At 50.3% G+C, this 23781-nt stretch carries 21 protein-coding genes; 11 read left to right on the top strand and 10 right to left on the bottom strand.

All coding sequences use genetic code 11. From position 1 onward, the window contains the following. The first annotated feature begins 172 nt into the window (after window positions 1–172). A complete protein-coding gene (locus QZT18_RS16455; protein ID WP_294149420.1) occupies window positions 173–1111 on the top strand; it encodes a LysR family transcriptional regulator in 939 nt (312 codons plus the stop codon). Between the two features lie 69 nt (window positions 1112–1180). Here QZT18_RS16455 and QZT18_RS16450 read toward each other — a convergent pair whose 3' ends face one another. Genes QZT18_RS16450 through QZT18_RS16440 form a run of 3 tightly spaced genes read right to left on the bottom strand, consistent with a single transcriptional unit; the run spans window position 1181 to window position 2698 of the window. Then, complete coding sequence (locus tag QZT18_RS16450; RefSeq protein ID WP_294149419.1) at window positions 1181–1540, bottom strand: metal-dependent transcriptional regulator; 360 nt, start codon at window positions 1538–1540, stop codon at window positions 1181–1183. Next, a complete protein-coding gene (locus tag QZT18_RS16445) occupies window positions 1537–1878 on the bottom strand; it encodes a hypothetical protein (RefSeq protein ID WP_294149417.1) in 342 nt (113 codons plus the stop codon). The genes QZT18_RS16450 and QZT18_RS16445 overlap by 4 nt, the downstream gene beginning before the upstream one ends. Then, the gene (locus tag QZT18_RS16440) at window positions 1847–2698 is read right to left on the bottom strand and encodes a MarR family winged helix-turn-helix transcriptional regulator (protein WP_294149415.1); all 852 of its coding nucleotides are present in this window, start codon (window positions 2696–2698) and stop codon (window positions 1847–1849) included. The genes QZT18_RS16445 and QZT18_RS16440 overlap by 32 nt, the downstream gene beginning before the upstream one ends. Before the next feature lie 518 nt (window positions 2699–3216). On the opposite strand from QZT18_RS16440, the gene QZT18_RS16435 reads away from it, so the two are divergent. Further along, entirely contained in the window at window positions 3217–4035 is an 819-nt protein-coding gene (locus QZT18_RS16435) for an alpha/beta fold hydrolase (RefSeq protein ID WP_294149413.1), read from the top strand. A 71-nt stretch (window positions 4036–4106) separates the two neighbouring features. Here QZT18_RS16435 and QZT18_RS16430 read toward each other — a convergent pair whose 3' ends face one another. Then, on the bottom strand, window positions 4107–6194 hold the full coding sequence (locus QZT18_RS16430) for an ATP-binding domain-containing protein (RefSeq protein WP_294149411.1): 2088 nt from the start codon (window positions 6192–6194) through the stop codon (window positions 4107–4109). Then, entirely contained in the window at window positions 6187–7035 is an 849-nt protein-coding gene (locus QZT18_RS16425; protein WP_294149409.1) for an AraC family transcriptional regulator, read from the bottom strand. Before QZT18_RS16425 ends, QZT18_RS16430 begins: the two co-directional genes overlap by 8 nt. 476 nt (window positions 7036–7511) lie before the next feature. Here QZT18_RS16425 and QZT18_RS16420 point away from each other — a divergent pair, with 476 nt between their 5' ends. Both QZT18_RS16420 and QZT18_RS16415 read left to right on the top strand, forming a co-directional pair. Next, window positions 7512–9209: a methyl-accepting chemotaxis protein gene (locus QZT18_RS16420; protein WP_294149407.1), complete on the top strand. Its 1698-nt coding sequence runs from the start codon at window positions 7512–7514 to the stop codon at window positions 9207–9209. Window positions 9210–9368: 159 nt separating this feature from the next. Beyond that, window positions 9369–10769, top strand: a complete 1401-nt coding sequence (locus QZT18_RS16415; RefSeq protein WP_294149405.1) for a GntR family transcriptional regulator — start codon at window positions 9369–9371, stop codon at window positions 10767–10769. Between the two features lie 64 nt (window positions 10770–10833). On the opposite strand, the gene QZT18_RS16410 is transcribed toward QZT18_RS16415, so the two are convergent. From QZT18_RS16410 to QZT18_RS16395, 4 genes are read right to left on the bottom strand one after another with little or no spacing between them, the layout of a single operon-like run. After that, complete coding sequence (locus tag QZT18_RS16410; protein WP_294149403.1) at window positions 10834–11739, bottom strand: dihydrodipicolinate synthase family protein; 906 nt, start codon at window positions 11737–11739, stop codon at window positions 10834–10836. A 38-nt stretch (window positions 11740–11777) separates the two neighbouring features. Next, a complete protein-coding gene (locus QZT18_RS16405) occupies window positions 11778–12566 on the bottom strand; it encodes a sugar phosphate isomerase/epimerase family protein (RefSeq protein WP_294149401.1) in 789 nt (262 codons plus the stop codon). A gap of 13 nt (window positions 12567–12579) precedes the next feature. Continuing rightward, window positions 12580–13581, bottom strand: a complete 1002-nt coding sequence (locus tag QZT18_RS16400) for a zinc-binding dehydrogenase (protein ID WP_294149397.1) — start codon at window positions 13579–13581, stop codon at window positions 12580–12582. A 36-nt stretch (window positions 13582–13617) separates the two neighbouring features. Then, entirely contained in the window at window positions 13618–14631 is a 1014-nt protein-coding gene (locus QZT18_RS16395) for a LacI family DNA-binding transcriptional regulator (protein WP_294149395.1), read from the bottom strand. Window positions 14632–15133: 502 nt separating this feature from the next. Between QZT18_RS16395 and QZT18_RS16390 the strand changes: the two genes are divergently transcribed. The 7 genes from QZT18_RS16390 (at window position 15134) to QZT18_RS16360 (ending at window position 22308) form a co-directional block, all read left to right on the top strand. Next, the gene (locus tag QZT18_RS16390; protein WP_294149393.1) at window positions 15134–15622 is read left to right on the top strand and encodes a TRAP transporter small permease; all 489 of its coding nucleotides are present in this window, start codon (window positions 15134–15136) and stop codon (window positions 15620–15622) included. Between the two features lie 37 nt (window positions 15623–15659). Next, window positions 15660–16973: a TRAP transporter large permease gene (locus QZT18_RS16385; RefSeq protein ID WP_294149391.1), complete on the top strand. Its 1314-nt coding sequence runs from the start codon at window positions 15660–15662 to the stop codon at window positions 16971–16973. 13 nt (window positions 16974–16986) lie between these two features. Next, window positions 16987–17931, top strand: coding sequence for a Gfo/Idh/MocA family protein (locus QZT18_RS16380; RefSeq protein WP_294149389.1), 945 nt, complete (start codon window positions 16987–16989; stop codon window positions 17929–17931). A gap of 11 nt (window positions 17932–17942) precedes the next feature. Beyond that, window positions 17943–18824, top strand: a complete 882-nt coding sequence (locus tag QZT18_RS16375) for a sugar phosphate isomerase/epimerase (RefSeq protein ID WP_294149387.1) — start codon at window positions 17943–17945, stop codon at window positions 18822–18824. A gap of 145 nt (window positions 18825–18969) precedes the next feature. Continuing rightward, window positions 18970–20109, top strand: a complete 1140-nt coding sequence (locus QZT18_RS16370; RefSeq protein WP_294149385.1) for a TRAP transporter substrate-binding protein — start codon at window positions 18970–18972, stop codon at window positions 20107–20109. Further along, window positions 20106–21095 (top strand): Gfo/Idh/MocA family protein, encoded by a 990-nt coding sequence (locus QZT18_RS16365; RefSeq protein ID WP_294149383.1) that lies wholly within the window; start codon window positions 20106–20108, stop codon window positions 21093–21095. The genes QZT18_RS16370 and QZT18_RS16365 overlap by 4 nt, the downstream gene beginning before the upstream one ends. 4 nt (window positions 21096–21099) lie before the next feature. Then, on the top strand, window positions 21100–22308 hold the full coding sequence (locus QZT18_RS16360; protein ID WP_294149380.1) for a Gfo/Idh/MocA family protein: 1209 nt from the start codon (window positions 21100–21102) through the stop codon (window positions 22306–22308). A 188-nt stretch (window positions 22309–22496) separates the two neighbouring features. On the opposite strand, the gene QZT18_RS16355 is transcribed toward QZT18_RS16360, so the two are convergent. Next, window positions 22497–23075 (bottom strand): hypothetical protein, encoded by a 579-nt coding sequence (locus QZT18_RS16355; protein ID WP_294149378.1) that lies wholly within the window; start codon window positions 23073–23075, stop codon window positions 22497–22499. Window positions 23076–23781 lie beyond the last annotated feature (706 nt).

The following is a 23781-nucleotide window of genomic DNA, read 5'->3' as shown; positions in this document are numbered from 1 at the left end:
TGCCGTTTCTGTGCATCGCGAAGCGTGTTGCTGGGCACGGAGTGAACAGTAACAACATGAGTTTATCTTTTATAGATAAAGTTTACCATTAATTGACTTTCATCAGAAAATATGGAATACTTATATGGGTATATAAAAAGTTACAGACTATTGTGTTCTATGGGGGAAGAAAATGAAATTTGAACAGCTTAGATATGTGGCGGCCATCTACCGGACGGGCTCGATTTCCAAGGCTGCGAAGGAGCTTTTTCTGTCACAGCCGAATATCAGCAATTCGGTGAAGAACCTGGAAACGGAGCTTGGATTTCAGATTTTGGAACGGACTGCGAACGGGATAGTATTTACTGAGAAGGGGCTGGATCTGGTCTATCATGCCCAGTCGATCCTGAGGGAGGCGGATCTGGTTATGGGTCTTTCCGACCGGAAAGAGGGGATGACGTTCCGGATTCTGAGTCCGCGGTACACGCCGGTGGAGGATGCCTTTTTAAAGTTATATAAAGAGAATGAAATGCAACCGATGCTCCAGATGGCGATCCAGGACAGCAACCAGTACGAATCTATTGAACTGCTGAGTAAAAAGCAGATGGATGTGGCATTTCTGATAAGTTCCGATATCCAGGCGCCAATCATGAAGGCGGAATTGAGACGGAAACGGCTTCAGTACAATCATCTCTGTGCGCTGCAGTGCAATATCAACCTTTCGAAGGACCATCCTCTGGCGAGGCAGGAGCATCTGCGTCTGGCGGATTTTAAGAATTACCCCTTTATCACCTACAGTGAGAGAAATACGGACCATTCTCCTTACAGTGTCGTCACCCAGTTTAATTTTGTCGATGCGTCAAAGCTCATCAAGTGCGACAGCCGGGTGCTGAGGAGCCGTTTTGTTTCCGAGTCCGCCGCCTACAGTATCGGTGTGGAACTGCCGCCCAAGCGCCTGAATGAACTGGGCTGGAAATGCATCCCCATCGAGGGCTGTACCCTGGACTTCGGTTATCTGGTGCATAAGGATTTCAAAGGAACGGCGGTCCTTAAAAGGTATCTGGAGCTGCTGAGGGATGAGATGGATTTTGTAGGGGATTTGCTGGAAAATAAAGGCGAAGGTAAAGAATAGGTGAAAGTAAAGAATAGACGTTAAAACGGCGGCTCCGGTTATACCAGGGCCGCCTTCAGACATTTTATATCAAAGAATGTTTTTCAGCTTACTGCACGTTTCCGTGCTTATCAGATGCTCCATCCGGCAGGCGTCGTTGTGCGCCGTTTTTTCTTCAACACTCAGAACATCTCTCAAAAATTTTTCAATTGTGATATGGCGATCAAATATGGAGACGGCGTACTTTAACCCGTCCTCCGTCAGAAGGAGATTGTGGCTTTCATCCACAGTGATGAAACCCTCGCTTCGGAGTTTCTTAACCGCATTGCTGACGCTCGGTTTTGATACATGAAGTTCATTTGCAACATCGATCGAACGGACTTCTCCAAGCCGTTTCTGTAATATAAAAATTGCTTTCAGATAGTTTTCTGCCGATTCCCGAACCTTCATTTGTCCTTGTACATCCTCATTTCATAGCGGCTGCCGCAGTGAAGCACCTGCAGCGTACAATTGACAGGCGCCACGCCGTACACACGGTGTCCCTCCATCGGATTACCGCAGTTACAGGAATGGTATATATCCTGAATGCCCCGTCCGCTTAATTCTCCAATTTGAAGGATAAATAACTGATGTTCATAGTTTTCCCAGTTTTCACATAGGGCGAGCTGCCACAGGTAGTCAATCAGTACATTCGGCAGGGCGGCCTTTACATCGGGCGCAACCAAACACATGGCGGCCGCGCCCGCAAACGGAGTTTTAACCGTCGTTCTCTTCAGTGCCAAATTCATTTTCAATCCCTCCATTCGTAAATGGTGAATGCCCCGTTTCGGACGGGAAGTTTCCGCGCTCTCTGAAAGGGCCGTTTCCATGTGTATGTTCTCCAAAACGCCCGCAGCCATGTGCATGTTTTCCGGAACGTTCACAGTCATGAGCGCGCTCTCCGGAACGTTCACAGTCATGAGCGTGCTCTCCGGAATGAGCGTGCTCTTCGGAATGTTCACAGCCGCGGGCATGTTCCCTGGAACGTTCACAGCCGTGAGCATGGCCTCTGAAATGGTCAAAGCCGCGTACATGCCCATTACAGTTATATCCCGGATAAGGCCAGCTTTCACTGTCCTGCGCGACGGACGACATGAACTGCTCCACATACTTGCGGTGGGCTTCGAAATCTTCATCCGGCCGCAGCTCCTCACACTGTCCGATAATGCGTCCCAGATAATCACTGAAAGCGGACAGCTCCTCATCGTTCAGGCAGTCGAGGATTTTCGAAATATCCGGTTCGCGATCGTCCGTATCGTCAATGGCCTTCGCACCTTCTTCGGTCAGCCGAATCGTCATGACACGCTTGTCGTCCTTTGAAGGTTCCCGTGTGATATAACCGCTCTTTTCCAACTTTGCCACCAGTTCGGCAACCGATTGCTTACTCATGTTCAGCAGATACGTCAATTCCTTCTGGCTCATTTCCGGTTTCAGCTTAAGGATTGCCAGTACGCGGCCCTGTCCCCGGTGCGGGTTATGAGGTTTGCGGTACTGGCTGAACATGATGCGGTGCATAAGTGTCTGAAGCTGCTGAAGCTGACTGGTAATAATATCTTTTATTTCATTCATGGGCATATCCTCCGTTATTCGCAGTAGTTAGTAGTTAATGGTTAATAGTGCTCAGTTGGGTATGTCAGGTACTTGACTTTGATTAGTATAGCACCTGACTAATCGGATGTCAAGTACCTGACTTATTTTTTGTTAAGTACCTGACTATTCATGTATAAACAGGACAGAAGCACGCATTCGTTACTGTTCACGGGCAGTATTCCGCGAGGTGTTTTTTGTGAGTGGAGCAAAGCGAAAGTCACAGAAAACCCGAGGGTTACGGCGCGACGCAACGAAAAGTGCGCGATGCGGACTTTTCATTACAATCAACGGTGCTTTTTGCCGTTTCTGTGCATCGCGAAGCGTGTTGCTGGGCACGGAGTGAACAGTAACACGCATTCGGGTGAGCGGGAACATACATCTGTTTTACTCTTGACGGGCGCCCTTTCGCGGGCGTAGAATACCCTTGTCACTCCGTGTTTGGTCGATCGATTCATAACTTCATGACGGAGCTGTCTTCAGTACAAAGGAGGGAGAAAATGGAATGTAAGGTAAATTCCATATCATTACATTACGAAGAATTCGGCGCCGGAAAGCCCGTCTTGTGCCTGCACGGTTTTCCGCAGGACAGCAGAACCATGATTGGCTGTATCGAACCCATTTTAAAAGATTCCGGCGGGTTTAGGAGGATTTATCCGGATCTGCCCGGCATGGGAAAATCCGGGGCGGGAGACTGGATTAAGAATGCCGATGTAATGTTGGAGATCGTAAAAGAATTTATCAGACAGGTGATAAAAGATGAAAGTTTTCTTCTGGTTGGATTGTCATATGGGGGATATTTATCGCTGGGGCTGATGTTCCAGAATGATTTAAAGATTGAACGCGTTTTTTTGATATGCCCCTGTGTAAAAAGTGAACATAAAAGGCGCAATACCGAGGCAAAGGATCAATTATTCATCCGGGAAGCGTTTTTTGAGGAACACGAAAATGACCCTGAATTTAAAGACTTTTTGGAGTCCGCAGTGCTTGCGGATGAAGAGACCTGGCTCCGGTATCAGAAAGAAATCCTGGCCGGTTCCAAAAGTGTGGATAAAGATTTTACAGAAAAATATGAGCGGGACGGATATGGGTTTTCCTTTGAATCCGAACTGCGGCGGATTGAGTTCAATAAGCCGTTGTATGTTATTACCGGACGGCAGGATAACTGTGTGGGATACAAAGATTGCAAAGCGCTGCTCGCCCATCTGCCGCAAACCGTTTTTCGCTGCCTTGACCATGCGGGACACAACCTTCAGCTCGATCAAAAAGATGCATTCAATCAATTTTTCAGGGAATGGCTGGAGCCTAACAGGATGTAACGGAGCGGCAGCAGGCCCGCTTCAGCGGCATGGTTCCTCTTTGCCGCTGTGCGATCCTGTTCCGGCCTGTTTTATTCAATAGTTGAGGGCATAGAATTTTCCTGTTGAATTAAAAACCGGGATGCCTCCCCGCTGTAAAGCAGAGTCAGTCTGTGCATGGCTCTCGTGCATGCAATATAGAGCAGGCTGCGGTCATAATCCGATTGATAAGTCAGGCTGTCCGCATGGGGGATGAGAACCTCGTCAAATTCCAGGCCCTTTGCCATGCGGACGGAGACAATCGAAATCCCGCCTGCAAAATGCGTGCTTTCCGGCAGAATCAGGTGCACTCCGTCCTCTTCTGAGAATATGGCATGAAGCTTTTTTGCGGCCTGTTCCGTCTTTGTGATAATGCCGAGTGAGGAATTTTCCCCCGCCCTGAAGTCCCGGACGGCTCTTTTTATTTTCAGGATTTCATCCGGTTCATTTTTGCAGGCGACAAGTGCGGGGACGTCCCCGTGGCGCACCATTGCTTTCGGGGAAGCAATAGTTCCGATACGCTTTGCAAACTCCATAATCTCATAGGTGGAGCGGTAACTTTTATTCAGTTCCACATATTCTGCGCCTTTGTAAATGCGGCGCAGGTCTGCCAGGGTGTGCGTGTGGTAAGGATTCAGATACTGCCCGAAGTCGCCCAGAATCGTTTTTTGACAGGGGAACATCAGGTTTATCACGGCATACTGTAGGGGAGTGTAGTCCTGCATTTCATCGATCACCAGATGCTTTGTGATTTTGCTCTCCTTTATGCCTTCGAATGCAGCATGGAGATAGAGAAAGGGAAATACATCCGCCCATTCGAGAGTATTCCTGGACGGCATGACATACATCTGCGGCCGTTCCATCCACTTATAAAAATCCTTATAAAGCGCCGGAGTGTTTTTAAGCCGCAGCATGGCGGTGAGGCTTTTTAAGATCGTCCTGGCTTTCGGGATATCTTCCTGCCAGATATTTTCGTTCTGAAGACGGTTGTAAATATCGTCCGCTGTCATGAAGAGCCTCCGTTTAACGGGATATTTTCCGTAAGCTCGGAAACGTTCCCTGATCCATTCCCCGTCCACGGGAAAGCGGCCGGAGCTATAGTCCGCAGGGACAAAAATCCGTTCCGGCATTCCCTGTATGTATTCATCCAGAAGGCAGGCAAAGTCCGGTGATGATTTAAAACGGACGCGTTCTGCCCACTGTTCATCCCGGATTTCCAGAGGATCCTGTTCGGACTCAAAACCGATGACGTTTTCCAGACCTATTTCCGCAATATCGGAAAAGCTCAGTTCATAGATTGGCTCTTCGCCCAGTTCCGGTATGACATTTGATATATAATCCCCAAAAACCCGGTTGGGGGAGAGAATCGTCACATTGCGGGCGTTCAGCCTGTCCTTCCGGCGGTAGAGCAGAAAAGCGATACGGTGGAGCGCAATGGAAGTTTTACCGGAACCCGCCACCCCCTGGATAATCATCGTACCGGCCTGTTCATTCCGGATAATCCGGTTCTGTTCTTTCTGAATCGTTGCTATGATGGATTTCATTTTTTCATCGGAGGTATGGGAAAGTTCCTTCTGCAGGATATCGTCCTGCACATGGGAGGCGCTTTCAAGGACATATTCCATCACTCCGTTTTTAATCTTGAACTGCCGTTTCCTCTTCAGTTCCCCGTCGATTCTTCCTACCGGAGCGTCATAACCCGCCGGACCGGCCTCATAATCGTAGAACATGCTGGAAACAGGGGCGCGCCAGTCAAAAATAAGCGGTTCATTTCCCTGATTGAAGGTGAACCGCCCAATATAGAATTTTTCCGTTTCCTTACTGCCGTTGCTTTGAAAGTCGATCCTGGCAAAATAGGGGGAATCTTTCAGCCTGGCAATCCTGTCACGGACTTTCACGGCGAAGGCGCCGGTCTGATCCGTCTGTCTGAGCAGCAGCTCATTCTGAAACATTTCGTGGGGATCGATTTCTCCCCTGTAATCCGCCATGTATTGTTTGGCATCCCTGTATTCCCGATCGATCCGTTCCACATCGGACTGCGCATCCTTCAGGGCCTGTTCCAGCCTGCGGTTGATTTCTTCAAGGTGCGCGGCTTCGTCGGGAAACGGCACGCCGTCTGTTTGGGACTGTCCGTTATTCATGGCCTTCCTCCTTTAAAACAAAGCGCTGGGTGGGATATCCGTACTCGATCAGCAGTTCGGCTTCGGCAAATCCGAGCCCTTTGATTTCCTTCCGCTGGCCCGTATCCGCCCGATCGCCCTCCCGGTAGGTGGTGATACTGATCTCCCTCCCTTTCAACAGTTCCCCCATTACCTTTTTTAGAAATGCTTTAGGGATGCCCTTTTTTCGGTAAAGCGGATGGCTGCCCATAAAATCTATGCTTCCGCTGTCGTATGAAAAAATCATAATGCCGACTGCAAGATTGCCGTCTTTCAGAATCAGGGCCTGCCTGGCCTTGATTTTTTCTTTCAGCACAGAAATGTATTCCTCCTCATTTAAGCAGGGAAATCCGTCTACGACGAGGCGGACCAGTTCCATCCAGCAGGGGATGTCCTCCTCACCGGCAAATTCGATTGCCCACTCCGCCTGTTCTTTTAAATCCAACATGCCAAAACTCCCTTCCAAACGGTATTTTAACTGCAGCGGGTAAAATTTTTCATTTTCCCGGTATCTGCCCGGCGGCATTTTATACATGGCCGTGAACACATTTGTAAATGCCTGCCGGCTCTCGTATCCGGCAAGCAGTGCGATATCCAGAATCGGCTTGTCGGAGAAGACCAGCAGTTTGGCGGCTTCGGTGAGCTGCCGCCTCTGAAGGTATTCATGCGGCGTCAGGCCGACCGCGCCGGTAAACATGCGGTGCAGATGGTATTTGGAATAGTGGACGGCGTCCGCCATACGGTCTAAATCCAGTTTCTCCGTGAGGTGTGCCTCGATATATTCAATCACGGAGACGATATTTTCAATGTTTTCGTTTCGCATATCCGAAACCTCCTTCCGGTCTATTATTATACCCAACAATGGCGGCGGACGTTTAATCATTCTTGCTCTTTGGGCGCCGCAGAGGCGGCCGGATACATCGGAGTCTTCTGCGGCCGTATGGAAAAACGGGAGTGCATTCTGCAATTATGCAACAGGACGGTAAAAACCGCAAGCATTAGACTATTGTGTACAACGAAACGGTTTGGACAGAATTAAAAGTAAATGGCCGGCTCCCGGGAACTGGGAGTGCCATTCGGGAAAGGTAGAAAAGGAATGCCTCGGGGACGCCTGGTACCGTAATATTTTTCCGATATTGTTTCCGCCCCTGATCCATGATATAATCTTTTGTATGGAACTCTGTTCATAAGAGAATCAGCGGGGCGGCGGTGAGAAGCCGGAGATTGCCCTGTTTTTATATAAAGAAGTTTCATGGGGAGTACCAAATCTATAATTACTAAAGCGGAGGCCAGGGGGCAATGAAGAATTTAAAGGTGGGCAAAAAATTATTTATCTCGTATGTTCTGATCCTACTCGTACTGATAGCGGGATGTACGGTGAGTATCGTTGATTTGGTTAAACTGGGAGGGCAGATAGAAACTTTCTATAACGGACCTTTTACGGTCAATGACAGCGCCGGTACGGTAAATGCTAATTTTGAAAGGATGCAGAAGGCGGTCTACCGTTCGATCTCCAATACGGATCCCGAAATTGTACAGGAAGCGGTTGAAAACGCCAGGAATTCCGCTCAGATTATTCAGGAGAATATCGCGGTAATTGAGAATCATTTTCTGGGTGACAAACAGATTATCGTGCGCCTCAATACGGCTCTTAACAAGCTTGCGCCGATGCGTGAAGAGGTGCTTTCCCTGGCAGTGCGGAACAGAAATACGGAAGCCGCAGAATATATGGAGAAAAATAATATTCCCACGATTAAGGAAGCTCAGGCGGAGCTGGATCTTCTGATAGAGAGTGGCAAGAACAAGGGAGAAAACCTTGTTGCAGGGCTTCAGGAGAAGCAGACAAAAGCGATCACCACGATGATGATACTGGGAAGTGTGGGAGTCATTGTCAGCGCCGTATTCGGCGCATATATCGCACGGGGAATCACGCAGCCGGTGAAGGAGCTGAAAGAAGCGGCGCGCAGTATGGCCCGGGGTGAATTTGCGGATGTGAAGATTGAATACCGCGCTCAGGATGAGCTGGGACAGCTTGCCGACGATATGAGGAATATGGCGGATATTTTGTCGGATATCATCCGGGATGAGACGTATCTTCTTGGAGAGATGGCGAATGGTAATTTTAATGTGCACAGCAGTGAGGAAGAACGGTATGTGGGTGATCTGCATCAGTTTTTTATGTCCATGCAGCAGATTAACGAGGAACTGAGCGGTACTCTTTTACAAATCAACCGCGCATCGCAGGAGGTTGCATCCGGTTCGGAACAGGTGGCCCAGGCCGCACAGACTCTGGCTGAGGGAGCCTCGGAGCAGGCGTCTTCCATAGAGGAACTTTCCGATACGAACGAACGCATATCGGAGCAGGTAGGCATAAACGCGCAGAAGGCGCAGGATGCCAGCGCCGGTTCCCAAATCCTTAAGTCCAATGCCCGGGAAAGCAGGGCCTGCATGCAGGATATGCTGAGTGCAATGACGCAGATCAGCGAAAGTTCCTGTGAAATCAGGAAGATCATAAAAACAATCCAGGATATCGCTTTCCAGACCAATCTTCTCGCCCTGAATGCGGCGGTGGAAGCGGCACATGCGGGAGAGCAGGGGAAAGGATTTGCCGTGGTGGCGAACGAGGTGCGCGACCTGGCGGGGAAATCCGCCGCCGCATCGAAAAGCACGGCTGCCCTGATAGAGAATTCTCTTCTGATGGTTGAAAAGGGAAAACGAATTGCAAATAAGACGGCGGAATCGCTGGAAGAAGTGGTGACAGGGGTGCAGAAGGTGTCGGAGTCGCTGAGCTATATTGCCGATGCCTCGGAACAACAGGCTGATTCGATCCGCCAGATTACGGAGAGCGTCAATTTGATTTCGGGCGTAATCCAGACGAATTCCGCAACGGCGGAAGAGAGCGCCGCGGCCAGCGAGGAATTGTCTTCCCAGGCACAGCTCCTGAGGGATTTGGTTGCCCGGTTTCAGTTAAAAGAAGAGGCCGGGAGCAGCAGATAAAAGATTTCACTGAAAAGCGTTGCCGAAAAAAACCGGCGGCGCTTTTTTCGGGATATTATGATATAATGAGAGGAATCAGAGCACAGCGGACTGAGGTTTTATATAGTTACAGCAGACCAAGTAATCACATAATTACAGCAGACTAAAAGGGGAATCGTTTTGACAGACAGCGAAAAACTGATTTATAATCTGGTTTATGATTATTATGAGACAAGAATATTAATGGGAGTATGCCGTTACGGTGAAGTCCTCCCTTCCATACCCAGGATCGGGGAAACTTTCCGTATGGCGCCGCGGACCGTGCGGGCTGCGCTGACGCGCCTGGAAGAAAACGGGTTTATTGAAGTGACGGCCAGAAAACCGGCCAGGGTAATATACCGGGCCGGCAGAGAACAGTTCATGGAAAATGCAGCCGTCTATTTTGTCCCGAGAAAAGCGGGAATTATCGATTTCTGCGGGGCCGGTTTATTACTGGTTGAGCCGGTGTGGGAGTATGCCCAGGGCAGCATCGATAAGGATACGTGGCGGCAGTTGAAAAAAAGACTTTTGGAGGAGGGAAAGATCAACTTATCCATTTCTACCCGTCTTCATCTCTATGCTTTTGGTGAACTGCAGAATAAGCTGTTTTTGAACTTTTATTGGGAAGTGCTGCGGTATACCCGTTTCCCATATCTGTCCAGCCACGATATGCATCTGGAAAGAGACAGGGCGCTTCTGACTGATGAAAAAGAGAACGAAGCTGAGTTTATGAAGCAAACGTTTGAGGAGGATTTTGGCACCTGTATGAGAAATCTTCTGACGTTCTGTTCCGGGGCGGAAGAAGAGTATGGACTGAAGGACAGGGAACAGATTCCCTTCCGCTGGAATGTATACTGGCAGCGGCCTCAGTTGTGTTACACCCTGGTTTCACGCATTATTACCGAGATTATGAAGGGAACCTATCCAATCGGAAGTTCCCTGCCGTCCCTTTCCCAAATGTCCAGGGAGTTAGACGTTTCATACCGGACGCTGCGCCGTACTCTCAGCATCATGGACAGCCTTGGGGTTATAAGCTGCCATCGGGGAAAAGTGGCGGAAGTATGTTCCAATATCGGGGACATTGATTTTGGACGGGCGGAAGTGAAGGAGGGTTTGCGCCTCTACCGGGACAGTTTGCAATTTATGGCCTTAACGGTGCGCCCGGTATTTCTTTACACCTTACAGAATATGGGGAAAGAGGCATGTGATTCATTGGCGGCAGAATTTGAAGGAATTTACAGGCAGGACACATGCTACAGGTGCTTTAAACTGGCAAGTGACTTTATTGCTGCCAACTGTCCGTTGGGAGCCGTGAGGGAATGCTACGGCGTCTTAGCGGAATTCATGGTCTGGGGCTATCCTTTTGTATTAAACCGTGTGAGGAGGCCAAACCTTCGGGAGGAATATTCCAGGGTGATCCGGAAGGCGGCAGACCTGCTGAAACGAGGAGACTGGGAAGGTTTTTCCGATAACTGGAAAAGCCTGCTGGAGAAAGAACTGAAGAAAGCCGGGCAGATTCTGGCCGAGCATCATCTGCAGTAAATAAAAAACAACAACCGGGACGCACAGGGTCCCGGTTATATTTTTATGGATTTCAGATATGGGATTAGAGAATTACCTCCCTGTAATGATTCATCTCAAGTTCCGCCGCGATCATTTCCACTTCACCGTCCGTAAGCGATTCCATCGGGGCCCTCATATGGGCGGAACGGATAATACCTTCCCGGCAGAGGATGGATTTATAGGCGGAAATATTATTTTTCCGGCAGAGGATATTGTTCAGCAGATTGGTCCTGCGCTGGATTTTAGCCGCCAGCTTATTGTCTCCGGAACGAATGGCACTCCAGAGCGCCGCGTAATGTTCCCTCAATATCATCGCGTTTCCCGACACCGTCCCGTCGCCGCCCACCGCACATACGGCATGGAACAGGTGATCCGGGCCTACCAGCACGGAAAAGTCTCCCTGATTGATTGTCATGAACTCCTGGATCCGCGTCATATCGGGAAAACTGTATTTAATGCCGACCACATTTTTACAGGCGGCGGCAATCCGGACAGCCGTGGAACAGTTGATATCATTTACCGCATTCTGCGGAATAGCGTAGAGATAGACCGGGAAATCCTCCGGCACGCTCTCAGCGACGGCGGTATAATAATCGACAAGGCCGTCGTCCGACAGTTTGAAATAGGATGGGGTAACGACGCCGATTCCATCGGCCCCGGCTCTTACCGCATGCCTGGCAAGCGCAACCGTGTCTTTCAGGGTCATGGCTCCGGCCTGGGCGAATACAGGGATACGTCCTCCCGCTTTTTTCAGAACGGTTTCGAGAACCAGCATTCGTTCATCGGGATTAAGGAGCAGCATCTCCCCGGTGGTCCCGCATGGATAGAGGCATTGAAGCCCGCCCTCGATTATATACTCCGTCAGATTGCTCAGTGATTCCACATCAATCCGATCCTCCCCAGTAAATGGAGTAATAATGGGAACCACGGTGCCGAATAATTTTTTCATAGTCACTCTTCTTTCTTTTTATCAACAGACAGCCCGGTTTAACAGTACTGTCTTCTGTATTCTTTTAACAACATCAGACCTTCACGCGCTTCTCTGAAAAAGTCGGTGTAGGCGGTGGCCTCGATTGTGAGAATCCCGTCATAACCGGCTTTCGACAGTGCCCTGAAATAGGGGGCATAGTCAAATCCATCCTTTGGATTCGGGAAGAAGCGCTTATCACCTTCGGGATAATCAATATGAGCATGTAAAACAGAGTTCCGGTATTTTACAATTTCATCCATGTCTTCCCCGAGCTTATGCATATGACGCAGATCGCACATGGTTTTACAGTTTGGAAGGCTGAGAACCGAGACAAACTGTACGGCCTCTGCAATATAGTTGATATAATTGCTGTTGGCCGGACCGAGCGGTTCGATAACCAGGGTGATTCCATAAGGCGCCAGGATACCGCAGATATCGGAAACCAGGCTGCGGATCCGTTCTTTTGCGGCATTCCGGTCGGTACATCCGTCCGGGATGCTTCTGCATTTACCGGCCCCAAAAGGAATCATGCAAGCGCCAAGCTGTGACACGCGCCCGGCTCCCCGGCGGATATGCTCAAGCCAGTATGCTCTGTCAAAGCTTTCGCTGTGAAACCGTTCCGTCAGAGGAATCAAACCGGAAAAAACAGAGAAATCCAGAGAAGAATCCTTCAGCTGTTGTGAAAGCTGCCGGAAGTCCTCTTCGGAAAGCGCGGCTATTTCACAAAAATCCAGTTCGGCGGCGTCAAATCCCGCCTTCTCAATGAGAGAGATTTGACGGATCAAGCCAAAACATCCAAATTTCATGATATTACCCCCTTCACTCCAGCCAGTCGATTATCATACCGAGAGCGTCCATATTATTGTGAATCAAGTCGGAATATGCTTTCCCGGCGTCTTTTTGTGAAACGGTTTCACTGATAAGAGGCTCCACCACAATTGCTCCCTTTTCAACAAACCGAAGGAAACAGGAGGCATCATCGGCAAAGGTCCAGTAATTGGGGTAGGAATGATACCGCGGGATGGAGTCTACCGCATGAGCCCCGATAACCGTCAGTGATTTCTTCTGAACATCCTTATAAAAATTGAAGTCGGCAGTTCCCCTGGGACATCCCAGAATACAGATCCTGGCATAGTTTGCCGCCATCCGGCAGGCATCCGTCATGGCCCCGGGAACGCCCGTATTGTCAAAGACAACGGCAGGCCCCTTCCCATCCGTGAGGTTAAGCAGGCGTTCCTGCCAGCCGTCTGAACCGTTATTGACGGTAAAATCGGCATGGCATTTTTCCGCAATCCCGAGCCGGGTTTCATTTCTGTCCATGGCAATACAGGGGAGAGCTCCGTTCAGGCGGGCGAGCTGAAGGGCAAAGATGCCAACAATGCCGATTCCAAGGGAGACAGCACATTCGCCCAGTTCGATGCGGCATTTGCGCACGCCCTGCAGGGAGGTCTGGCCAAGACTGGTAAAAGCGGCGTGCCGGAAACCAACCGTTTCGGGAATATGGACCACATTGTAATCCGCCACGTTTCCGATTTCCCTGTGGCCGACATTGACCGCATAGGCAGCCACCCGATCACCGCAGGAAAAACCTGTCACACCGGGACCTGTCTTCTCAACATAGCCGGAGCAGCAGTAGCCGGGGACGTAGGGATATTCCGGGACCGCATTCGGAAGGCCGAGAACCCAGGCGCGTTCGGTTCCCGCGCTCACCAGGCTGGCAGCCATCCTGATTTGAATCTCATGGGGCGCCGGTTCGGGAACCTCCACACGAATCATCCGGGGTTCTCCGGCGGAGAGGGCGATAATGCCATTGCATTTCATCGATGATACACCTTCTTTCTGTAAGAAATGATTGGACTAGTTCTTTTTTGCCGGCCTTTTTTTGCCGCAGCTTTCGCGGATAATCAGCTTATAGTCAAGGAGTTCCTGCTGTTTTGTCAGGGATTCCCCCTTCATCAGTTTCAGCAGTTTCTGAAATGAAGTTTTTCCCATCAGGAACTTCGGCTGGCTGATGGTGGTCAGCGCCGGTTCGAAGATGGAGGATATTTCGATATCGTCAAAACCTGCTACGGAGCAGTCGCCGGGAACGCTTAACCCTGCGTTCTTCAAGGCCTTCAGCGCGCCTATGGCCATGACGTCACCCGCAGCAAACACGGCGGTGACCGGGTTGGACAGTTCCAAAAGGGAAGTCATCATTTCATATCCGCTTGCAATTGTGGACTCGCCGTATTTCACAAGTTCCAGATCAATGGGGATGTTGTGGGCGGCAAGGGCGGAGATATAGCCGTTAAACCGATCGCGGTACAGCAGCGCCGAGGGCTGGCTCGTCAGGTGGGCAATCCTGGTGTGACCCAGTTTGATAAGATATTCGACCATGGTTCCGGCCGCGCCGATATTGTCGATGGTGACATTGGGAATACTTGAATTGTCCAGATACTGGCAGGCGACCACGACGGGTGATGAGGTTGCAACCTGTTCCATCAGGCTCTTTGCCACATTGGCGGATAACGAGATAACGCCGTCCACCTGCCTCTGCTGCAGAGCGTGCAGATAGTGGCTCTCGATATCCGGCTTATTGTGCATGTCCACAATGAGGACCTGGTATCCGTGTTTTTCCGCCTCCGATTCAATTCCGAGCAGGATTTCATGGAAAAAGGTATTGCCGATATCGGGAACAATTACAATCACCGTCATTGTTTCCTGCTGCCGTAACTGTCTGGCAAGCGCATTCGGCTGGTAGTTTAATTCTTTTATTACGCTTAAAACAAGATCTCTTGTTTTGGGTTTTACAATCTCTTCATTGCGGATAACTCTTGAAACGGTGGCGATAGACACGCCCGCTTTCTTTGCAACATCTTTTACGGTTGCCAAAAGGATTCCCCCTCGCTCTCTATAATAAAAACCTTGTAAAGTATTGATTCTACAACAATGAAAACGTTATCAGAAAATGTGTTTCATGTTTAAAGAATAGCAGTATTCCGGGTGGTTGTCAATCTCTATCGGGGAGGAATATGCCAAAAAAACGGAAAATGAAAAATCTCCCGGTGTAACAGAAAGAATATGTTGTGTAAAATATATAAAAAATGGTTTTAAAATACTGTAAAAATGCACATAAAATCAAACTTGACTTATCATATTGACCATGTTAATATGAAAATGTAGTTATGAAAACGTATACATTTTCGATTGGATTATTGACAATAAACAACGTAACATACGAATTAAAGCGATAGGGCATCGGGGAATAAGCAGTACATTCCCCGAAAAAAATGGTAAAAAATGTAAACGTATACATTTTTTGAAATGCGGCTGCGGAGTTAAGATTTTGGGGAGAAAGAAAAGCGGGCTGCGCCGGATAAGGAGGTGTTTTCGGATGAAGAGATTCTATCAAACGGTGGACAGGGGAATTGCCGCCGTGGAGGACATTGGCTGTGTGATTTCCTTTGCAGCGATTGTGTGTATCGTGGTTACCCACGTGTTTTTCCGTTATGTGCTCAGGTCGGGCATTCTCTGGAGCGACGAGGTGGTGCAAATCCTGATGGTGTCAATGGTCATGTTCGGTACGGCGAGAGCGGTTCGGGTGGACGGCCATACGGAACTGCAAAGCTTTGTGGACCGCCTTCCGACCGGGGGGAGAACGGCGGTCCGCGCTTTAGTCACTCTGGTGAGCCTTGGCTTTCTTATCCTTTTTTTCATGAGCTCTTTTGAATTTACGGTCTCAACAGGGACGCTTAAGACGGTAATGCTGAGGATTCCGCGCAAATACTGCTATATGTTTCTTCCGCTCGGAGCGGGACTTTCCATCTATGAATTCATCAAAACAGCCGGGCACAGGATTTTTCATGAGCCGAAGGAAGATTAAGGTTTATGACATTTACCGGCGGTAACGGGGAGGGGCTATGAACAGTGTTGTAATTTTAGGACTGATTGTTTTAGTGTTTGTATTTATACTGATTGGAATACCGGTGTATATAAGTCTCGGACTGGCCGGGGTCTGCAGCCTGGCTGCGCTTTCTTTTGTCACCGGAACGCCCCAGGCCTGGCTGGTGATTCCCCAGTCCATCTATAACGGGATTGGGTATTCTCCTTTGCTTGCCATTCCTTTCTACGTTTTGGCCGGGGAGATTATGAACCGGGGAGGCATAACGGATAAACTGATTAAGCTTGCCCTGCTTGTTATCGGCCGTCTTCCGGCCAGCCTTGGACAGGCAAATATTGTAGCGAGCATGTTTTTCGGAGGGATTACCGGTTCTGCGCAGGCGGATACTTCCTGCATCGGGGGCATCCTGATTCCGGCCATGGTGAAGGAGGGGTATTCTCCGGAACAGTCGGTCGGCATCACGGCATCGTCCTCCACCTGCGGGCCGATTATTCCGCCTAGTATCATGATGGTCGTGTACGGCGTGACCGTCAATGCATCCATAGGCGCGCTTTTTATGGGCGGCGCAATCCCCGGTATCATGATTGGTTTTGGCCTTATGATTGCGGTTGCGTTTATGGACAGAAAAGAACATTTTCCACGGAGAACGGAAAAACTGTCCGCTGAGGAGAAAATTAAAACTCTGCGGGAGGGGCTCCTTCCCCTCGGCATGCCCGTTATTATTGTGGGCGGCATTATGACCGGCGTGTTCACTGCGACCGAGGCCGGGGCGGCGGCAGTCGTATACAGCCTGTTTGCCAGCATTTTTGTCATGAAGACGGTAAAAATAAAGGATCTGTGGCCGATGCTTCTGCAGTCTGCCACGATGTCGGGAACGATTCTGATGATTATCAGCTGTGCAAAGATTTTCAGTTACGGCCTGAGCGCGCTTCAAATGTCACAGATTCTGGGAGAGCTATTTCTGTCAATCACGCGTTCCCCCTATATTTTCTTTCTGCTGGTCAACATTCTGCTGCTAATTATGGGAATGTTTATGGACGGCAGCGCGGCGGTGATTATTCTGGCGCCGATCCTGGCGCCCATTGCCGCGGAACTGGGAATCAGCACGGTTCATTTCGGTGTTGTCATGGTGCTGAATCTCGTAATCGGAGCGGGAACTCCACCGATGGGAGCCTGTCTTTTCATCGCCTGCAAAATTGCAGGGATTTCCGTGGAGAGAGGTTCCAGGGGAATACTGCCTTACATAATTGCAGAAGTGATGGTTTTGATGATTGTAACATATATCCCGCCTCTGGTAACGTTCCTGCCGCAGCTCTTGGGATATTCAGTTTAGGAGGAAAATGAGAATGGAAAAGAAATTTCGTGTAGGTGTAATCGGAACAGGGGCAATTGCACAGATTGCCCATCTGCCCATCCTGGCAGCCAGAGAGGATGTGGAACTGGCCGGTGTGATGGCGAAACATCCGGAAAATGCGGAGAAGGCCAGGGAGCGGTATGCGGCCGGGTGTGCGGTGGCGACTCTGGATGAAATGATTGGACTGGGTCTGGACTGTGCCTTTGTCCTGTCGCCCAAGACGGAACACCCCTGGCAGGTGAAAAAGCTTCTGAATGCCGGGATTGACGTATTTTGTGAAAAACCGCTTGCCATGACGCTCCGGGAGGCGGACGAGATGGCGGAGCTGGCGGCCAAAACGGGAAAGAAGCTTATGGTGGGATTTAACCGCCGTTTCGCCCCGGTCTATCGGAAGGCAAAGGAAGCTTACGGGGAACTGGTTCCGGACGTGATAGTGGCGCAGAAGAACAGACCGGCTTCCGAATACCGGGCAACGCTTGAAAATGCGATCCATATGGTGGATTTGATGAGATATCTGAGCGGAGAATGTGTGAAAGTGGACGCCTGCGCCAAATTTACCGATCCGTATTATGAAACACTGGTGACGGCCCAACTGCAGTTTGAAAATGGAACCGTCGGACTGCTGGCGGCCGACCGCTCGTCCGGCCAGTGGGTGGAGACGATGGAAATCCACGGCCACAACAGAAGCGTCTATGTAAATTCGCCCGATCGTGTTACCGTGGTGGATGGGGAGCAGTCCCATACGACTCAGATGACGCCCCTGGCCATGGGATGGGCGAGAGTGGAGGATAAGCTGGGATTTGAGCCTGCCGTGGCGCATTTCTTTGACTGTCTGAAGACGGGAAAAGAGCCGCTGACAAGTGCCGGGGACGCTTATAAGACCCACGAGCTGATGCACCGGATATTAAAGGCGGCCGGACTTCCGGCGCTTGATTAGGAGGTGAGGGAATGTTTACGATTGCGGGTCATACAATGGGGACGCCGGAATATACGGTCACGGAGGCTTTGGAACTGTTTCACCGTATTGGACTGGAAGGCGCCGAGATAGTCGTGCAGGACGGTTACAGGAGCGGAATCCCGGAGGAGTGTCCCCGGGAGCGGCTTCTGGAAATCAGGGAGGTTTCGGAGAGGCTTGGAATTCCTATTATCTGCCTGACCCCCTACAATTCCCGGTTTAACGATCCGGATGAGGCGGTGAGAAACAGGGATATAGACGGAATCCGCCGTGTCATTGGATATGCCCGGTATCTGGGAGCGGAGTACATAAGAATTTATGGCGGAAACTTTGCGGCGGACGACAGGGACGAGACGGGAGAAAAACTGGAGAACCTGATCCGGAGCATGCGGCTTTTGGGTGACGAAGCCGGGGAGGCGGGAGTAAAGCTGGTGATTGAAAACCATTTTAATACAATGACGGTGTCGGCCGCGGAGAGCATCATGGTGTCCCGGAAAATCAACCATCCGAACGTCGGCATTTTATACGATCAGGCAAATCTTACATTTACACAAAAGGAGGACTACAGGGAAGCAATCACGGCGCAGGCAGAAAAAATTTATTACATGCATGTGAAGGATCTGGCTTTCAAGGGGGAGGACAGGGGATTTGTTTCTTCCGACGTTTCCCACCCGAAAGAGGAGGAACGCAATGTAGTCACGCGGATTGTCGGGGAGGGATGCCTCGACTGGCCGGCAATTCTTAAGATGGTAAAAGAACACGGGTATGAGGGGTGGCTGTCTTTGGAATATGAGAGACGCTGGCACCCGGATGATATACCGGATGCCTCAATTGGAATGAAAAAATCGGCCGATTACCTGAGAAAATGCATCTGATTGATGTAGGATGGGCAACTGTGAAGGGGTTGGAGGATAAAGAGAAGCGGGTAACTGTGAAGTCATCGGATAGATAAGAAAACAGTTAACCGTGACGACGAGGAACCGTTAAGGGAACAATGAAGTAGAAAAAGGAGGAAAGAAAATGAGAAAAAGAAGACAGTTGGCAGCCCTTACTATGAGCGCTGTAATGATGGCGGCGGCTCTCACCGGATGTCTGCAGGCGAAGGAAACGCAGACACAGGCGCAGACCAATGCGTCAGCTGCGGCGGAGGCGCGGAAGACAGAGACAGGAGAGGCAGATGCGGGACAGACCGATGCCGGGCAGACTGATGCCGAAACCCAGGGCTCTACGGCGCAGACAGTAGTGAAATATTCGGTTACATTTCCGGCTACGGGTACACAGGCGGACGGAGCAAACCGCCTTGGAGAACTGATAAAAGAATGCTCCGAAGGCAGGATGGCGATGGAATTTTACCCCAGTTCCCAGTTGGGGGACAAGATTCCTTCCATGGAAGGGCTCAGGACGGGAACGATTGAGATGACGGAGTGTGCGGCGACCGATTTGTCCAATTACAGTACGGTCTGGTCGGTACTTTCCCTTCCGTATCTCTGGAGAGACGCCGAGCAGGCAATCGGAACGCTGACCGACCCGGAAGTCAGAGCAGTACTGGAAGCCGATGCGGAGGAACAGGGATTCGTGATTATTTCCTGGTGCAACTTAGGTTCCAGAAGCGTGCTGAACACGAAACGTCCGATTGAAAAACCGGCCGACATGAAGGGACTCAGGATCCGTGTCATGGAGGATGCGATTCTGGCGGGCACGATCAATGCGATGGGAGGTTCCGCCACGCCGATGGCCTGGAGCGAAGTGTATACGGCCCTTCAGCAGGGAACAATCGAGGGACTTGAGAATTCGGCTCCCGTTATTCTTGCCAATGGAATGGAAGAAGTGGCAAAGTATTATTCCCTGACGGAGCAGTTTATCATTCCCGACCCGACCTTTGTCAGCAAAGTATGGTTTGACAAACTTTCGGCCGAGGATCAGGCGGCCATAAAGGAGGCGGGAGAGAAATTTACCGATGCCTGGAATAATGAAATCTGGTCCAACGCGATGGAGAACGCAATCAAGGAGATAGAAGAAAAGGGCGTTGCCATCAATGAGGTGGACAAGGATGCATTCGTTGATTCGGTCCAGCCGGTGATCGATAATTTCCTTTCATCGGCCGACAACGGACAGAAGGAGCTTTATGAGCTGATAACAAAAGTGAGGGAAAAATATTGAGGAAGGCAGGAGAGTTAAATCTGGCGTTTATCGGAGTCAGCCACTGGCATGTCCCGCTCTATCTGGAAGGGGTGGAGCGGGAAAAGCTGCATGTTTGCGCGGTCAGCGATCCCGACGGGAACAGGGCCCAAACGATAGGGCGGCGGCTGGGCTGCCGTGTTTATGTTGATTACGGAGAGCTTCTCGACAGGGAGCGGCCGGACTTTGTATTTGCCTTTGCGCCGCATTACCGGATGCCGTCACTGGCTCTTGAGCTAATCAGAAGGAAGATTCCCTTTGCGATCGAAAAGCCGCTGGGTCTGAGTGCCGAGGATGTGGCGCAGGTTCTTGAAGAAGCGGAAAAGAACAGTGTTTTCTGCGCCATTCCCTTTGTGTGGAGACACAGTCCGTTCATCCGCGGATTTCGGGAGAAGGTGAAGGCGGAGGATATTCTCCATCTGTCATTCCGTTTCATAGCAGGGCCGCCGTCCAGATACGAGGAGAATTCACCGTGGATGCTCCGGAAAGAGCTGGCGGGAGGAGGCTGCATGACCAATCTGGGAGTTCATTTTATCGATATGGCCCTGTATCTGACCGGTTCCGACACAGGAGAGGTGCTGGGAAGCGGCTGCCACTATGATCCGAAATATGATGTTGAGATTTATGCGTCTTCGCTTTGCAGGCTGTCGAGCGGCGCAACGCTTGCCCTGGAAACAGGATACGCCTTTCCGATGGACGCGGAAAAGCGTGACAACCGATGGAACATCGTAACAAAAAACGGATATTACACCCTTGGCGACGGCTGTTTTGAGGAACGTGTTTACGGAGAAAAAACGGAACGCACCGTGATGAGCACGGACAGCGATGTATATTACGGGACGTTTGTCATCAATTCGCTCAAAGAGTATCTGGCGGGAGAACAGCCGGCAGCAGGTCTTAAGCAGATGTATAACACCAGAAAACTGCTGGATGCGATGAACTTGGCCGGCTGTTCCGGGGAGGATTAAGAAGATGAAAACCGTCGTGATAGGATTGGCCGGAACCGGCTGGGCCGGGGCCATGCATGCCGCAGGTTACCGCAAAGTATATGGAATTGATTGCCGTTTGAAGACGGTCTGTTCCCTTGAGGAGGACAGGAAAAGATTTGCAGACCAGCATGGATTTGAGCATTCCACGGACCGTTTTGAGGAACTGCTTAACGACCGGGAAATTCAGATTATTGATATTGCGACTCCGCCGTCCCTCCATAGCAGGATGATAGAAGCCGCCCTGAAAGCCGGAAAGCATGTGATATGTGAAAAACCGGTAACTGGATATTTCGGCGGCGGGGAGAGCACGGCGGATAAGACGGGGGAAGTTTCGAAGAATATCATGTTCCGGACCGTCAGCCGGGAGCTGGAACAGTTAGAAAGAGCGGTAGAAGAGTCTGGCTGTCACTTTTTCTATGCCGAAAACTGGATTTACAGTCCGCCCTTTGTGAGAATGGCGGAGCTGATCGGAAAAAAGAAGACAAAACTCCTTTCCATAGAAGCCAGAACCGGCCATAAAGGTTCCCATGCTCCGCACGCCGCATACTGGCGTCATAACGGCGGAGGCGCCATGATCAGACAGGGGACCCACCCGGTGGCCGCCGCCCTCTATCTGAAGCGAAAAGAAATGGAGGCCCGCGGCGAGCGGTACGAAATACGTTCCGTGCTTTGCGACGTCTCAGCCATCGTAAAAACCGCAGGAGAGAGAGGAAAGATAGCATCCCTGCCGGCAGATGTGGAAGACTGGGGCCAGCTTATCATCACATTTTCCGACGGTACAAAAGCCGCCGTCACCGCGGGAGATATCTTTCTGGGAGGTATTTTAAACAACATGACCGTCTATGGAACCGACTGTACCTTCCAGTGCAACATGACGCCCAACGACCTCTTGGAAGTATACCTGGGAGACGATTCGGGGGTGGAAGAGGAAGAAATCATGGAGAAAAACGACAGGAACCTCGGCTATCAAAAAGCTCTGGTAATCGAGGAGACCCTCCGGGGCTATACCGGCCAGCTCCAGGACTTCCTGGAATGCACGGTTACGGGAAGAACCCCCGAGTCCGGTTTTCAGCTTGCAAAAGAAACCCTGCTTGTAATCTACGCGGGCTACTGCTCGGCCGAGCAGGGAAAAAGAATCGAATTTAAAGACGAAGACTTCGCCGGAAAACAAAACGACATTCTAAGTCCGTAAGTCAAGTCCGTAAAACAGGCCCATAAAACAAGCCCATAGACAAAACAATAACTAAAAGAAGAATCAAAACAAAAAATTGGGACTGAAGATACCTGATACACCCTGCATCTTCAGTCCCGATCCGGTCTGTTATCAAAGAAATTTTTCACCCAACTTCTAAGACGGCAACAAACGAAACACCCAATTACTCACTCGACACATTGCAAGCTGACCTTCAGCCTTGTATCATCATCCAATGCCTTCAACCGCAGACAATTAGCGCCGTCACTCAAAGTAATAGTGGCCGTCCCCTGGGCCTTCCCCTTTCCGGACCATACGACAGTGTTTGAACCATCATCACTGTCATAAATAATAGCACACTCACCGGACAGCACATCAATATCATACTTCACAGTCCGTACCGCACCGTCCCCGGTTTCCTGAGCTAAAAGGACGCAGTTATTTTCAACAGACAGCGTCAATTTGCTGTAATCACATAGAAAATTATCGTCATCAGCCGTCCCGACAATATCCTCCATACTGTACGCCATATGAAAATCATCCCCATAAACCATAGCGATAATCCGATCATACCGTTCCGACCAATCCTCCGTCGGCCTTTCCACGTCCCGGGCATCATTCCGTTCACTTTCAGAGACACCGGAAGAAACCTCCGAACTATCATCCACAGCAGCCGCAGACGAAACTGCCACATCAGAACCCGAACCCGCAGAACAGCCCGCCATCAATAAAGCTGAGCACAAAATAAACAAAACAGTCTTTCTCATCTAAACATCTCCTATCTCTTCAAAAGGCAATCGCCTACAGACAATACAAACCAGTAAAAGCGTCAGCCACACACCGAACCATCCGTTCCCCAAAATACGATAATACTTAGATTCTACTACGATCCCATTCTTATGTCCATTATGCTGACGACATTAAATTTTCTGCCCTCTTTTTTTCCTCCACCCTCCCAATCCCCCAAGACCCGGTAACCCAATAGTGGTTTCGACCATACGCCACCCCACTTGATAAAAGAGACAATCAGCTTGTGCAGGATGCAGGACGGGCCGCTCCCTTCCCGGTCTTCAGTCCGGCCGACAAACAACCGGAAGGGGGAAAAGGGGTGAAAACTTTCCGCAGGGGACCTTGGAATCCGACGGTGCTTAGTGAGGTTTTGCCCGAACTTAGCATCCGTTTCGCATTCCACAAGCGAAAGCGAGTCCCCGTAGGAATTTTTTCTCCCCTTTTCCCCCGCACGACATCCTCCCCGAGGACTGAAGACCTCACCATTCCCTCCATTCCCCGTCCTCCATCCGCCCACAAACGTCCTCATTTTTCAATATAACCACCCACTTTGCAGTTTTCTTAACAGGTGTCTTGTCACATGATTTAAAATATGCTATACTTTGCGGGTGCGGTTCGAACAGGCGGTTTACCGGACGTGATAAAGCCCGGACGGAAGCCCGCCGCACAGCAGGAAAGACCGCT

The organism is uncultured Clostridium sp. (assembly GCF_900547735.1).
Lineage (GTDB): Bacteria > Bacillota > Clostridia > Lachnospirales > Lachnospiraceae > Otoolea.
This window is presented reverse-complemented; position numbering and strand designations above follow the sequence as displayed.